The following is a 16,169-nucleotide window of genomic DNA, read 5'->3' on the forward strand; positions in this document are numbered from 1 at the left end:
GGGACCAAGGCCCCGAAAATTCGTCCGACCTTAAGTCCTTCCGCAGCTGTAACAAAGCGTAAAGAATGTAATTCTGATTTTTCAGTATCGTTTCGCATTCTTGCGCGGGGCTGTGATGTCGATGGATTGGCGCATCTACTTCGCGCATAGCCGTTATAGTTGGTAAGGCTGCCTGCGATCGTGCTGCACTGCAATTATTCATTCTGAGGGAGTTAAAGCGATGGCCGTCAAGCTGAACACAGCAGACCTTCAGTTTATCCTGCGGCAGATCAAGATCGCCGAGGCGAATTCAAGCGGCATTCCGTTGATCGAACTTCGAACCGGTCCGGACGGAAGCCTTCTGACGGACCGCAGCCTCTACGATGCCACGAGCGGCGTGTGGCTCGGCGATCCCGCGGCACCGAAAGCGATCTCCGATCCGCACCTGCCCTACGGCCTTCGCACCGTCGACGGTTCCGACAACAACCTCGTCCCGGGCCGGGGCACATGGGGTTCCGCCGGCCAGCCGATGCCGCAATTGTTGGAGCCTCGGTTTCTGGACGATAATGACGGCGACGAGATTTCATTCGGCCCCGGCCAGGCGCCGATAAGCGGCGGCAACTACGGCAATCCGTCCAATATCGTCGACAGCGATCCGCGCACCATTTCCAACCTCATCGTCGACGTCACCCTCAACAATCCGGCCGCCATTGCCGCGGCCCTGCAGCTCAGCGGATCGACGAATGTGATCGCCGACCAGCAGGCGATTACCGCGGCCTTCGAAGCGCTGAAGGCGGCCCGTGCGTCCGACCCTGGCGGTCCTCATACGGAGCTGGAGAACGCGCTGGATGAGCTGGTCGAGGCAAAGGGCCTCGTCGTCACCAACGGTTCGATCAATATCCTCAACGTTGCGCCGGACGACGGGCTGTCAAAACCCTTCAACCCTTGGATGACCTTCTTCGGTCAGTTCTTCGACCATGGTCTCGACCTGATCTCGAAGGGCGGCAACGGCACTGTCTATGTTCCGCTCGAGGCCGACGATCCGCTGATTGCCGGCAAGGACGGCGCTCTCGGCACCGACGACGACCTGCCCGAACACCTGCGCTTCATGACCTTGACGCGCGCGACGCCCGTCGACGGCTCGCAGCGCAACGTGACGACTCCCTTCATCGACCAGAACCAGACCTACACCTCCAACCCCTCGCATCAGGTGTTCCTGCGCGAATACGTCCTCGTCAACGGACAGCCGCAGGCCACGGGCCGGCTGCTCGGCGGCGCGGATGACGGCCTTGCCACCTGGGCCGATGTAAAGAACCAGGCGAAGACGATGCTCGGCATCGACCTGCAGGACTCCGACGTCGGTTCCGTGCCGATGCTGCTGACGGACGCCTATGGCGCGTTCGTTCGTGGCGCGAACGGGCTGCCGCAGGTGATGGTAGGCATCTCGCCAACAGGCGAGGCGGTCTATGCCACCGGGAGCCTTGAGTCCGGGCAGGCTTTAAAACTTTCCGCCATCCAGCTGGCGGTCGGTACGGAACTGGTGGGTGTCGGCGGCGCGATCAACATGATCGAGGCGGGCGAGACCGTCGGTGCGGCCCGGACGCTGAACGCCTTCCTCGACGATATCGCGCATACCGCCGTCCCTGTTCTCGTCGGCGGCGTGCTGCAAAAAGACCTAGACAATAGTGCCGGCAATGAGGTGGCGGTTAATTCGACCGGGCGCAATACCGAGTACGACGACGAGCTTCTCGACCGGCACTACGCGACCGGCGACGGACGCGGCAATGAGAACATCGGTCTCACCGCCGTTCACCACCTGTTCCATTCCGAGCACAACCGTCAGGTTGCCGCACACAAGATGACCATCCTGCAGTCGGGGGATCTTGCCTTCGTCAAAGAGTGGGTCACGAGCCCGATGAGCCAGGAGACGCTCGACGCGATCAACAGCGGACTATCCGCGGCCACGAACAAGGCCGCATTCTTCGCGCTTCTCGAGGACGACGACATCGCATCCGGCGTCGCCGGCGTGAAGCTTGCCTGGGATGGCGAGCGGCTGTTCCAGGCCGGCCGCTTCGCAACGGAAATGCAGTACCAGCATCTGGTTTTCGAGGAGTTCGCCCGCAAGGTTCAACCGCTGATCGATCCCTTCGTCTTCAACCCGGTAACCGACATCAATCCGGCGATCTTTGCCGAGTTCGCCAACACGGTCTACCGTTTCGGCCACTCCATGCTGACGGAGAGCATGCCGCGGATCGGGCCGGACGGCAAAACCATTGTTCACGTCGATGCCGAGGGGAACGAGCTGACCGGCGAGCTCGGTCTGATCGAAGCCTTCCTCAACCCCATCGCCTTCGACAATAACGGTCAGCTTTCGCCCGACGAGAGCGCCGCCGCCATCATTCGCGGCATGACGATCGAACGGGGCTCGGAGATCGACGAGTTCGTCGTCGACGCGCTGCGCAACAACCTCCTGGGCCTGCCCCTCGACCTCCCGGCGTTGAACATCGCCCGCGGCCGCGACACCGGCACGCCATCGCTGAACGACGCGCGGGCGCAGCTCTATGCCGCGACGCAGTCCTCCTTCCTCACACCCTACAAGAGCTGGGTCGAGATGGCGGGCAACCTCAAGAACCCGATGTCCATCGTCAACTTCATCGCCGCCTACGGCACCCATTCCACGATTGAAGCCGCCACGACGCTCGAGGCCAAGCGCGCCGCCGCCATGGCTCTCGTCTTCGGCGACGACGATTCCCTGGACCCGAACGAACGGCTCGACTTTTTGAACGCACGCGGCGAGTGGGCCAGTAAGGAGACCGGCCTCAATCTGGTCGACCTCTGGGTCGGCGGCCTCGCCGAGAAGCAAATGCCGTTCGGCGGCATGCTGGGCTCGACGTTCAACGCCATCTTCGAGGCACAGCTCGAGAACCTCCAGGATGCCGACCGCTTCTACTATCTCAGCCGCACCCAAGGTCAGAACTTCCTGAACGAACTCGAGCAGAACTCCTTCTCGAAGCTGATGCTGGCCAACACAACCCTGGCCGATCCCGGCGCCGACGGCATTCGCGGCACGGAGGACGACATCGTCACGCGCCACATCGGCATCGATGCCTTCGCCGACTACGACTACGAGTTCGAGGTGAACGTCGCCAACCAGCTCGACCAGAACGGTGCGGAGGGCGGCAAGGACCCGACGGGCATCGACCCGCTTCTCGAGGCGATGGGCCTCAGCAAGGTCCAGCGTGACGATCCGCGGACCATCAGCATCGACGAGAGCGTTGCCGATCCGACCGCCGACCAGTCCGGCGCGACCGGCCACTACCTGAAGTTCACCGGCGGCGAGCACGTCCTCGTCGGCGGCACGGCCGGCGATGACACGATCATCACCGACTTTGGCGACGACGCGGTCTGGGGGGATGCCGGCGACGACCGGATCGAGTCCGGGGCGGGCGTCGATCTGGTGAACGGCGGTGGCGGCGACGACATCATCACCGACAGCGGCGACAGTGGCGACTTCCTCAAGGGTGAGGAGGGCAACGACGTGATCGCCAACTCCAACGGCATCGACATCCTGATGGGCGGTCGCGGCAAGGACGTGATCTTCGTCGGTGTCGACGATACAGAGGTGTTCGGCGGCGATGGCGACGACTTTATCCTAGGCGGCGACGGCGTGAACCTGCTCATGGGCAATGAGGGCAACGACTGGATGGAGGCCGGCGGCGCCTTCGACACCACGGCCGGCGACAATTCCGAACTCTTCTTCAACTCAAAAGTCGTCGGTCACGACGTCATGTTTGCCGGTAATGACGAGCACGACTTCGACGCGGAGTCCGGTGACGACATCATGGTCCAAGGCGAGAGCGTCATGCGCAGCGAGGGCATGTTCGGCTTCGACTGGGCGATCTTCAAAGGCAATGCTCGCGACGCCTACGCCGACATGCGCATCCCGATCTTCACGACCGAGGAAGCCGACATCCTGCGCAACCGCTTCGACAAGGTCGAGGCCCTGTCGGGCTGGGAGAACGATGACACGCTGATTGGCGACGACCGCACTTCTGAAGCTCTTGCGGGGGCTGAGGAGCCAGGCGCGCCGACCGTCGGCGCCAACGAGAATGTCTTCTTCGGGGACGGTCTGGACCAGGCCGGCATCGACCGGATCGACGGGTTGGACGAGATCGTCTCGGTCTCGGGCAGCGGCTTCTTCGACGCCGGCAATATTCTTCTCGGGGGCGCTGGCAGTGATCTCCTGACTGGCAATGGCGGCGACGACATCCTCGATGGCGACCGCTGGCTCAACGTGCGCATCCGCATCACCAAGGCCGACATTCCTGCGACCGGGGGCGTCAACGCAGCGACCGTCGACAGCGCCGAAAACGAACTGACCAGCGTCGACAGCCTCAAGCACATCTTCACGGCGACGCAGGTCTCGAGCGAAGATCTGCCGTCCGCCTGGGCCGGAAAGTCGCTGTTCGAGCTCATGATCTCGCGCGAGATCCGGCCAGAGCAGATGCACATCGTTCGTGAGATCAAGATGAGCGGCCCGTCGAACACGGACGTCGACACCGCCGTCTTCTCTGACGTGCAGGCCAACTACACGCTGTCTCGCCGCGCCGACGGCTCGGTCGTCGTCACCCACAGCACTCTCACCAACGGCCTTCCCGACGACGGGACGGACACCTTGCGCAACATCGAAAAGCTGCAGTTCGCGGATGGCAGCGTCGACGTCGCCATGGTGCTCGACCAGCCGTTCGAACGGCTTAACATCACGGCACCGAACGGGGACGTCGGCACGCTTGAAGCCGTCTTCACTGATCTTGATGCGACCCGGCCCGTCACGCTGCAATGGCAGGTCCTCGGCGCCAACGGCAGCTGGCGCGATGTCGGAGCCGGCGACGGCGCCGTGGCGGGCGCCCGCTTCACCCCGACCGCCGCCCTTGCCGGCAGCGAGATCAGGGTCGTCGCGAACTGGACGGGCACGCTTGCCGGCTCCGGTGCACAGCGGACGGTTTCGGTCGAGACCGGTATCGTCGGTACAGCGGCCGACGAGGATCTGGCGGGCTCTACGGCGCCCCACGTCATTCTCGGGCTCGCCGGCGATGACGATATCGAGGGCGACGCCGCAAACGACGTTATCGATGGCGGTGACGGCGACGACCGGCTCGACGGCGGCGACGGCGACGACACGCTTCGCGGCAATGACGGCGCGGATGTTCTGGTCGGGCGCACCGGCAACAACCGGCTCGACGGTGGCGCCGATGACGACGCGCTGTCCGGCGGGCACGGCAACGACACCATCGATGGCGGCACCGGCACCGACACGGTGGCCGTCAGCGGCCCCGTGGAGGCCTACTCCTTCGAGCGCAGCGGCGCGGCGATCATCGTGCGCGACAATCTCGGGCTCGAGGGCGACGGCGTGGACTCGCTGGTGAATGTCGAGCTCCTTCAGGTCGGTGACATCGACGTCTACACGCTCGGCGCGGACGGTACCGCGGCTGCCGACATCGTGGTCGGCACGGGTGGCAGCACCACGCTTTCCGGCAACGCCGGCAACGACCGGATCTTCGCCGGGGCCGGCAACGACTCCATCGCCCATCGTTCCGGCGACGGCAGGGACTTCATCGACGGCGGCGCCGGCGTCGACACCTTCCAGTTCGACGGCACCGCCGCAGCGGAGACGTTCCGCGTCTACACCCGCCTCGCTTGGCAGCAGGCCGGCAACAGCCTTCTTGGGCTCAGCGAGGAGACGGAGATCGTCGTCACCCGCAATGGCACGACTGATGCAAGCGTCGTTGCCGAACTCGCCGGTATCGAGGAGATCCACATCAACGCCGCGGCCGGCGGCGCCGTCGGCGGAGATGCCGTTCTCGTCATCGGCGACTTTACGCCGACGAGTTTGCTCCTCAGCACGATCACCATCGACGGCGCAGCCGGCGACGACACCATCGACATCTCCGCGCTCGGCTCCGCGCATCGGATCGTCTTTCGGTCGCATGGCGGCAACGACACGATCGTCGGCAATCTACGGCCACTGGACGTAATCCAGCTTCCGGCGGGACAGTCGCTGGCGTCCTTCAGCCTCACGTCCAATCCCAACGGTACGAACACCTTCTCGAACGGCTCTCACTCGATCACCTTCACCGGGGCAGTGCTTCCCCAGTTCCAGGAGACCGCGCCCGGGCAGAACGGCGGCGCCGACGGGGGAGAAGACGAAGGCGAGGGCATCACCGGCGCTTTCAGCTACACGGCGCTGGATATCGATGGCCTTGAGGCTTTGGTTAAAGGCCAACGGCCGGCAGCCGCCGGCGATGACGACGTGCCGGTCGGGCCGCGCAATCTCAGCGGCTTCGGCAACAATGTCGACCATCCGACCTGGGGCAGCGCCGAGCAGCCCTTCCTTCGTCTGACCGAGGCCCATTATGGCGAAGCGGACGCCTTGGGAAATCGGGCGATCAACCCGCTCTTCGAGGGGCTCGACGCCCGCGAAATCTCCGACATCCTCGGCGTTCAGGAAGCCGGACTGCCGCTGGCGGGCAACGATGCCAACATCTTCTTCATGGCCATGGGGCAATACATCGACCATGGGCTCGACTTCCTGCCGAAAGGCGGCAACGGCACGATTGCCATTGGCGCCCCCGGCGGTGGTGGTGCTCCCGGCACTGCCAACCCCGCCGACCTGACCCGCGGCACGGTGCTGGCCACCGACGCGGACGGCATTCCGCAGCACGAGAACCAGACCTCTCCCTTCATCGACCAGAACCAGGCCTACGGGTCGAACGCGCTGGTGGGCCAGTTCCTGCGCGAAAGCGACGGCGCCCAGGGCCACGGCATGCGGCTCCTGGCCGGCGTTGCGGATCCCTCGAACCCCGATTTCAAGCTGCTGCCAACCTTGCGGGAACTGATCCAGCACCACTGGAACGCCAACACCATCTTCACCGCACCGGGCCTGCCCGGCGGCTCGATCAGCTTCCGCGACTACTATACGAATTTCACATTGGCGCAGGGCGTGACGGGCACGCTTTTTGACAGTGCCACCGGCACTTACAATCAAAGTGTCCTGGACAGCGTGGTCTCGAACTTCATGGGGTCCGGGTATCCCCTGCTGATCGACACCAATCCTTTCGTCAACGTGCTCGACCACTTCGTGGCGGGTGACGGACGTGTCAACGAGAACTTCGCGCTGACCTCGATCCATACGATCTGGGCACGAAACCACAATTTCCACGTCGAAACACTTTTGGCCTCCGGTTTCCAGGGCACCGCCGAGGAGGTGTTCCAGGCCGCCAAGATGGTCAACGAGGCCGAATATCAGCGGGTCGTCTTCGACGAATATCTCGACACGCTGATCGGTGGGATAAGATCGCCGGGGACCCATGGCTTCGAGGAATACAATCCGAACGTCGACTCCGGTATCAGTCACGAGTTCGCCGCCGCCGTGTTCCGTTTCGGCCACTCGTTGATCGGCCAGACGATGGAGGTCCGCGGCGCCGACGGCAGTACGACGAGCGTCAATCTCTTCGACGCCTTCCTGAACCCCAGCAACGCCCCCGGCGTCTTCAACGGTCAGCTCCCTCCAGGCTACGTTCCCCAGCCGGGCTATGCCCAGCATGGCGTCGGCAACATCATTGCCGGAACCGTCGGACAGCCGGCGGAGGACGTCGACTTCAACATAGTCGATGCCGTGCGCAACGATCTCGTCCGCATTCGGGCCGATCTCTTCGCCTTCAACGTCGCCCGCGGCTGGGATGTGGGTCTCGGCACGCTCAACCAGGTCCGCATGGACCTCGCCAAATCCACCAATCCCTATATCCGGGACGCGGTGGGCTTCGCCGGCGGCGATCTGTCAGCCTACGTCTCTTGGGAGGATTTTCAGGCCCGCAACGGTCTCAGTGACACGGTCATCGCGCAGTTCAAGGAGGCCTATCCGGACCTCGTGCTGAGCGCAGCCGACATCGCGGACTTTCGCGCCATCAATCCGGACATCACCATCGCGATGCAGGCGGACGGCACCGGCATCGTCAAGGGGATCGACCGCGTCGATCTGTGGGTCGGCGGCCTGGCCGAGGCGCACATTAACGAGGGCATCGTTGGGCAGACCTTCTGGGTCGTCCTGCATGAGCAGTTCGATCGCCTGCAGGACGGCGATCGTTTCTACTATCTCTCTCGCTTCGAGAACTTCGACTTCTACGAGAACTTCATCGACGGCCAGCAATTTGCCGACATCATCGCCCGCAATACCGGTCTCGAGAACCTCCCCGAGCGTGTCTTCGAGACCAATGAAGGGGTTGGTGCGCCCGCTGGCGGACAGGACGAGGATGAAGATGAAGATGATGACGACGACGACGATGACGCCGGAGGTGGACAGGGCGACGGTGACGAGCCCGTCGGCTCGGGTGACGACGACGACGATGACGATGACGATGACAACGATGGCGAAGGTGACGGCGACGAGCCCGTTGGCTCTGGCGACGACGACGACGAAGACGACGAAGACGAAGACGGGGAAGGCGATGGCGAAGAGCCCGTCGGCTCAGGCGATGATGACGACGACGACGACGATGGCGATGGCGACGATGAGGGCTCCGGCGACGAGGATGATGATGGCGAAGTCGACCCCGGCAATGGGGATGGCGACGACGACGGATCGGACAACGAGGGCGACGATGATGGCGGAACCGTCGTGGTTCCTCCCCCGGTGGTCGTACCGGCCGGACAACCGCTCATGGGGACGGCAAACGGCGACACGCTGAGCACGGGAGACGGCGACGACGCCATCATGGCGCTGGACGGCGACGACATCGTGATCAGCGCCGGCGGTGCTGATGTCGTGACGGCGGGTGCCGGGGGCGACCTCGTCAAGCTCGGAAGCGGCGCCGATGTCGGCTTCGGCGGTACCGGCAACGACCAGATCTTCGGCGGCGAGGGGGCGGACCTTCTCTTCGGCGAGGCGGGGGACGATACGCTGTTCGGCGAAGCCGGCGACGATGCCATCGAAGGCGGCAGCGGCAGCGACGACGTCTTCGCCGGTGCAGGCGACGATCTGGTGCTGGCGACACGAACGGATGGCGACGACACCTACTGGGGTGAGGCGGGCACGGATACGCTCGATTACTCCGCGATCTCGGCGAATATTACCGTCGAGCTCGGGTCGGGAGCGCTCAACCGGGGCTCGGTCACGAGTGCCCAGAGTGGCGAAGACGTCGTCTACAGCTTCGAGAACTTCCTCGGCGGCTCCGGTGCCGACCGGATCGTTGCCAACACGCACGTCAATGTCATGGACGGTGGTGCCGGTAACGACACCTTCGTCTTCCAGACGGCGGACGCGGCGGACGGGGACGTGATCACCGGCTTCCAGCCCGGCGACAAGATCGATCTGTCACCGCTGAACGGCGGCCAGCCTCTATCGCTCATCACAGGCTCCGCCTTCACCGCAACGGGCCAGGTCATGGTGACCCACGAGACGCGTGCGGACGGAGACCACACCCTTGTCCTCGGCAATCTCACGTCGGACGCGGGCTCCGAGTTCACCATCGACATTCAGGGGCGTCACAACCTCGGGGTGAACGACTTCCAGGGCGTCGCCTGAGGACCAAGCTTGGCCGGCAGGCCGATGTTCAGCCTGCCGGCCAAAGACAGACGGGGATGGCAGACGCAGGGGTGCAAGGCGCGGGACGCTTTAGAGGGGCAATCGGATGACACATCAGCGCAAGAGTGGCGCCGCGAACGGGCAGAGGTTCAAACGCGTCGAAGGATACAAAGGGGTCGTCCTGTTTCTGTTCGGGCTGTCGGGCATCATCAACCTGCTGGCGCTGACCGGATCTTTCTACATGCTGCAAATCTACGATCGGGCGCTGACAAGCGGCAGTGTCCCAACGCTGCTCGCCCTTTCAGCGCTGGCGATTGGCCTCTATTTGTTTCAAGGCTGCTTCGACGTCCTGCGGTCGCAGATTCTGGTCCGCGTCGGGTCGCGCATCGACACCCGCCTCGCGCCTCTCGCACACCAGGTGGCGATCGAAATGCCGCGCTATGGCTATTCCACCGCCGATGCGCTGGAGCGCGGCCGCGACGTCGACGTCGTCCGCGGCTTCGTCGCCAGCCAGGCACCGATCGCCTTCTTCGACTTGCCTTGGATGCCGCTCTTCCTCGCCTTCATCTACCTCCTGCATCCAATGCTCGGCCATCTGACGGTCGCGGGGGCGATCGTGCTGATTGCCTTGACGGTCCTGACCGAACTGATGACCCGCCGCTCCAGCGTCGAGATGTACCGGGCCGCCTCGATCCGGGCCAATCTCGCCGACTCCCATGCCCGCAATGCCGACATTCTACGAGCCATGGGGTTCGGCGGCCGGGCCGTCGAGCGCTTCACTAAGGCGAACAAACGGCATGCGGCGCTGCAGACCCGGACGAGCGATATCGGCGGATCGCTGAGCGGCGTCTCCAAGGTGGTGCGCATGCTGCTTCAGTCCGCGCTGCTCGGCCTCGGTGCGTATCTCACGATCGGCGGCGAAATTTCAGCCGGTTCGATCATCGCCTGTTCCGTCGCCTCGGCACGGGCGCTGGCCCCGATCGATCTTGCCATCGGCAACTGGAAGAACTTCACCGCCGCGCGCCGCTCCTTCCGCCGGCTAAAGGAGACCTTGGCAGCGATGGACGACGACACGGCCCTGCTGGATCTCCCGGCGCCGACGCAATCGCTGAAGGTCGAGGGCATGACCGTCGTGGCGCCCAATAGCGGCACCGTTCTGGTCTCCGACGTGTCGTTCGAACTCCGGAGCGGGCAGGCGCTCGGGCTGATCGGCCCGAGCGGCGGCGGCAAGACGAGCCTTGCCAAAGGCATTGTCGGGGTCTGGCCATTGTTGCGCGGCAGCGTGCGGCTCGACGACGCCGAGCTCAGCCAGTGGAGAACCGCCGAGCTCGGGGCGAGCCTTGGCTATCTTCCGCAGGATGTCTCCCTTCTCGACGGGTCGATCGCTGATAACATCGCGCGGTTCGATCCGGACAGGAAGGTGCGCGGGATCGTCGGTGCCGCCAAGGCCGCTGGTATCCACGAGATGATCGTGCGGCTGGAGACCGGCTACCAGACCGAACTTGGTTTTGGTGGAACGGCTCTGTCCGCTGGCCAGCGCCAACGGATAGGTCTTGCACGCGCCCTCTATGGAAATCCGTTCCTGGTGGTTCTCGACGAGCCCAACTCGAACCTTGATGTCGAGGGCGAAGCAGCGCTGACGGAGGCGCTCTGCAAGATCCGGCAGCGCGGTGGCATCGCTATCGTCATCGCGCATCGCCCGAGCGCGCTGGCGGCCTGCGACATGGTCGGCGTCGTGCAGAACGGCAAGCTCGTCGCCTTTGGGCCGAAAGAGGAAATCATTCGCCAGCCCGGGCGCGCCGCCAATACCGCTGCCGCCTCCGTCGCCTTTGGCGGGGCGTCACCGCCCCGGTCCACGGCCACCGCGTCGCCGGTCCTGTAAGGAGACGAAGATGGAAGAGCGTCTCGCCCTCGGACTGCCCAACGCCAAGGAAGCTGACGCTCCCCGACGGAAATTCGCGGTAGAGGAGAAGGGCACGCAGCTGAATGGTTTTGCGGTCTTTCCGCTCTTTGTTGCGTCGCTTTTGGCTGCACTGCGGCAGTTCTTCTCGGAGGACGAGCCTCGCGAAAGGCCGCCTGGCTCGCCGTTCCCCGACCATGGCATGCCGCCGCCCGTTCCGGAGGCGGGCGCAACGGACCCATCCATCGCCCGGACATTCGCCTCCGACGATCAAATCATGGCGTTTCCGTCGGGTCTCGATGCCTCGCCGCTGCAGCGGCTTGAGATTGATCGACTGTCTTTCCAGCGGTCGAGAAGCGATGACGGCACCCCGCAGTCCCATCGGCAGAGTGCCGGGACGGCGAACGATAATCATGGTCAGCCAGACATCAGAAGCCTCGATGGGGGGGCGCCGGCCCCCGGTGAAGCAGGGGCACTGCGCCCGGTCGAGCGGCCTCAGGGTGCGAACCCGGCACCCTCGTCATCTCCGCCGGGACCTTCCATTCCCTGGCCCTCCGCCGACGGACTGGGCCCGGCCAGCGCAATTCCCGACGTGAACGGGCCGGGTGCACCCTCCGGGCAGGCCGGGACTGATGGGCCCGCCGGACCCGGCGGCGACGACGACGGCAACAACGGCAACGAGGGCAACGACGGCTCGGGTGGTGGTCAGCCCGGTGACGACGACGGGGACACCGGAGGGGATGGCGGTGTCGCGCCGCCCTCGGCTGGCGGCAAGCAGAACCGTCGGCCGGTTCTGTCTGGTCCCGTTCAACTCAATGACGGCACGATGGGCATTGCGGTCATCATCAGCATGTCCGAATTGCTCGCCGGGGCCAGCGATCCGGACGGCGACCGTCTGATCGTTCGTCTGTTGCAGGTGAGTTCGGGCGAATTGCAGCGCATCGGACTCGAGCAGTGGCTCTATACGCCGGCCGTCGGGGATACCGGCGAGGTCACGTTCACCTACCAGGTCTCCGACACCCAGGAGGTGGTGGCCCAGACCGCTTCGATGCTGCTGAAGACGGCGCATGGCGCATCGATCAAAGGGACCCAAGGCGACGATCTCCTCATCGGCACGCCGCTGGACGACGCGATCGATGCCGCCGACGGAAACGACATCGTCTACGGCCGCGAGAGCGATGACGGGATCAAGGGTGGCAAAGGCGACGACCGTCTCATCGGCGGCGAGGGCGATGACGTGCTTTGGGGGAGCGAGGGCAATGATGTGCTCTTCGGTGGCGACGGTGGCGATACGCTCTTCGGCGAAGAAGGCCGCGACATTCTCTATGGGGACGACGGCGACGACATTCTCCTCGGTGGGAGCGAGGATGATTTCCTCTACGGCGGTGTCGGTGCCGACAACTTGGACGGTGGTTCCGGCCGGGACGCCTTATTTGGTGAGACAGGCGTCGACATTCTCGATGGCGGTTCCGACGCAGACACGATCGACGGCGGACTCGGCGCCGACACGATCTTCGGTGGGGACGGGCAGGACTCCATCATGGGCGGCGAGGGTGCCGACGTCATCAGGGGCGGCAGCGGCGACGACGTCGTCGACGGCGGGTCCGGCTCGGACCTGCTCTATGGGGACGAAGGCGGCGACGATCTCAGGGGCGGCGCCGGGGCTGACACGATCTCCGGCGGGGATGGCCGGGACACGCTGAACGGCGGGGAAGGCGTCGATCTCCTCTCCGGCGGCAACGGAGACGACGACCTCGCGGGAGGCGCGGACGCGGACACGCTGCAGGGCGGCGACGGCGCGGACACGCTCAATGGCGGCGCCGACAACGATACCCTTTACGGCAATACCGGCGACGATCTCCTGGCGGGCGGGTCGGGGGACGACCTCGTCTATGGCGGGGACGGTGCCGACTTTGCCGACGGCGGCGAGGGAAACGATGCCGTCCAAGGCGGCGATGGCGCGGATACGCTGCAGGGCGGTGCCGGGGCCGACCAACTCTCCGGCGAAGCGGGCGACGACACGCTGGCCGGCGGCGCCGGCGACGACACCCTCTACGGCAATGCCGGCGACGATCTCATGGCGGGCGGGGCCGGCGATGACCTGGTCTATGGCGGAGACGGTGCTGACCTTGTCGACGGCGGCGAGGGCGACGATGTCCTAGACGGCGGCGAAGGCGCAGACGGACTGCAAGGTGGGAGCGGCGCCGACGAGATTTCCGGGGGCGCGGGCAGCGATACGCTGACCGGCGGCGATGGCGCCGACATGCTCAATGGCGGTTCGGGGGGCGACGTCCTCGTTATCGACGCTGACGGGAGCGTCGACATGATTTTCGGGGGGGACGGAGACGACACCGTCGATCTCTCCGACATTGTCTTCGACGCCGATGTCGATCTGCCCGATGGCTGGGTGTTCATCGGCAACCAGCGCGAGGCCCGGCTCTTCGAAATCGAGAACGTTCACGGCGGAAGGGGCAATGATCGGCTGGTCGCCAATGATGAGGTGAACATCCTCTACGGCGAGGGCGGCAACGACACCTTCCTCTTCCGCTCCCTCGATGCCCTGCAGAACAAGGGCGGTCCCCGCGACCACATCATGGACTTTCAGCCCGGCGATCGGATTGATCTCTCCCAGATCGCCGGGGAGGGCGAGTTTAGCGCCCAGAAACTGTTTTTTGCCGGTGCGGCCGCGGCAAACATCGCGCAACTCGGCGCGATGACCTTCGAGCACCGCATGGTGCAGGATGCCGAGATCACGGTTCTGCAAGGCCAGCTCAACAATGATGACGTCAGCGATTTCGAGATTGTCATCGATGGCCATCACGAATTGACCCGTCAGGACTTCATTCTGGCGGGCCGCGATCTCGACCAGACGACGTGAACAGGCCGGTTCCTTCGAAACGAAGGGGAAGCAGATGGGATGGGGAAGACGATGAATGATGCTGGCGAACGACCCAAAGCTTCCTCTGAGCCTTCTTCGGGCATCGGCTCGCGGGTGGCCGTGGCCAGCCTTCTTGGCGCGGCCCTCATTCTGGGCTGCGGGGGCTGGGCGGCACAGGCCGAGCTTTCCGGTGCGGTCATCGCTCAGGGAAAGGTCGCCATCCGCTCGCAGGTCAAACTGATCCAGCACCGAGACGGCGGCATCGTCGGCGATATCCGCGTGTCCAATGGCGATCGCGTTGCGGCGGGAGCGGTTCTCATCCGCCTCGACGAGACGCAGACCAAAGCCGAGCTCGGCGTGGTCCGCACGCAACTGGCGGAGTTGGAAGGGCGCCGTGCCCGGCTCCAGGCCGAGCGCGACGGGCTGGACAGCGTCACCTTCTCCCAGCGTTTCACGGAAGCCACGCAGACCTCGGCCATTGCGGCCGGTGAGACCCGCCTGTTCGAAAACAACAGGGCGACGCGGAACGCGCAACGGGCTCAGCTTGCCCAGCAGATCGATCAGTATGGCGAGCAGGTCCGCGGGCTCGAGGCGCAGAAAACGGCCAATAGCGCAGAGCGCAAGATGGTCGCGCACGATCTCGAAAAGCTGCGCCCGCTCGTCAAGGTCCGGCTTGTGGAGGAAACCAAGACGCGTCTGATGGAGCGTGATCTCATCACGATCGACGGCCTCAGCGGCGAAATTCTCGCCAACATCGCGCGGGTGAACAGCCAGATCAGCGAGGCGCGGCTGAAGATCATAGAGCTCGACCAGCAGGTGCGCACCGATGCCCAGCGCGAACTCCGCGACCTCGATGGCCGCTTCGCGGAGCTCGAGCAGCGGCTCCTCGCCGTGGAAGACCGTTCCAAGCGGATGGAACTGCGCGCACCGATGGCCGGGATCGTCAACGATCTGTCCGTTCACACCGTCAACGGGGTGATCGAACCCGGACAGACGGTGATGTCGATCGTGCCCGACGGCGAAGACCTGGTCGTCGAGGCCCGCTTCATGCCAGGCGATGTCGATCAACTGATGAGCGGACAGCCTGTCCGTCTTCGTTTCTCGGCCTTCAATCAGCGAACGACCCCTGAAGTGCCCGGACGCGTCGATGTTCTGGCGGCAGCGCCGACCATGGATCCGGCCACCGGGCAACCCTATTTCCTGTCGACCGTCACCATCGAAGGCGGGGCGCACGCGGTCGCCGGCAAGTCACTTGTTCCCGGCATGCCGGTCGAGGTCTTCGCATCGACCGGTGATCGAACTGCCTTGTCCTATCTGTTGAAGCCCTTCTCCGATCAGATGATGCGATCCCTCCGGGAGGAATAATCCATCCAGCTTCGATGCGCGGCAGCAGACAGTATCTTCGCCGTTCGTGGCCATGGCACGTGCGTCCGCATGGTCAGCGAGATTTGACGGTCGGGTGCGGTCTCTTTCTGACGCGCCATTGTTCGCATGTCGCGCATTGTGTGGCAGAGCGCCTCGATCCGCTCGTTCAAACGCCTCTTGCGGATCTCGGCAACGTCCGTCTCCTGCCGATCGACGGAGTCCAGCTTGTCGAGGTAGCACTCGATGCTCGACTTGCGCCCAGAGGAGGCGGATCGAACCCGGCGTGTAGTTCTTGTCTGGCGTGTTTACGGCCCTGAACCAACTGCCCTAAACCGCCACAGTGCCGCCCGCGATCAGCCCGATCCGACGGCACAGGATGACGAACTGTTTGCACGTGGCACGAACCTCTCCGCCGTTGTCGCGTCAAAAGTTTACGATCGTCTCAAAGTCGAGGCGCAAGCTTGACC

The 16,169-nt window shown here is 64.5% G+C and carries 4 protein-coding genes; all 4 read left to right on the forward strand.

Features of this window, described 5'->3' with window-relative positions; translation table 11 throughout:
• Positions 1-220: 220 nt before the first annotated feature.
• Complete coding sequence (locus ACZLZQ_RS16235; RefSeq protein ID WP_472950266.1) at positions 221-9,559, forward strand: peroxidase family protein; 9,339 nt, start codon at positions 221-223, stop codon at positions 9,557-9,559.
• 106 nt (positions 9,560-9,665) lie between these two features.
• Positions 9,666-11,441, forward strand: a complete 1,776-nt coding sequence (locus ACZLZQ_RS16240) for a type I secretion system permease/ATPase (protein ID WP_472950267.1) — start codon at positions 9,666-9,668, stop codon at positions 11,439-11,441.
• Between the two features lie 295 nt (positions 11,442-11,736).
• Positions 11,737-14,337, forward strand: a complete 2,601-nt coding sequence (locus ACZLZQ_RS16245; protein ID WP_472950408.1) for a cadherin-like domain-containing protein — start codon at positions 11,737-11,739, stop codon at positions 14,335-14,337.
• Between the two features lie 39 nt (positions 14,338-14,376).
• On the forward strand, positions 14,377-15,702 hold the full coding sequence (locus tag ACZLZQ_RS16250) for an HlyD family type I secretion periplasmic adaptor subunit (RefSeq protein ID WP_472950268.1): 1,326 nt from the start codon (positions 14,377-14,379) through the stop codon (positions 15,700-15,702).
• Positions 15,703-16,169 lie beyond the last annotated feature (467 nt).

Source organism: Mesocryomonas lacus (assembly GCF_055730105.2).

Bases quoted from the DNA above. Each gene is read 5' to 3' on its own strand.
- ACZLZQ_RS16240 (WP_472950267.1), top strand. From the start codon at position 9,666: ATGACACATCAGCGCAAGAGTGGCGCCGCGAACGGGCAGAGGTTCAAA.
- ACZLZQ_RS16235 (WP_472950266.1), top strand. From the start codon at position 221: ATGGCCGTCAAGCTGAACACAGCAGACCTTCAGTTTATCCTGCGGCAG.
- ACZLZQ_RS16245 (WP_472950408.1), top strand. From the start codon at position 11,737: ATGGCGTTTCCGTCGGGTCTCGATGCCTCGCCGCTGCAGCGGCTTGAG.
- ACZLZQ_RS16250 (WP_472950268.1), top strand. From the start codon at position 14,377: ATGGGGAAGACGATGAATGATGCTGGCGAACGACCCAAAGCTTCCTCT.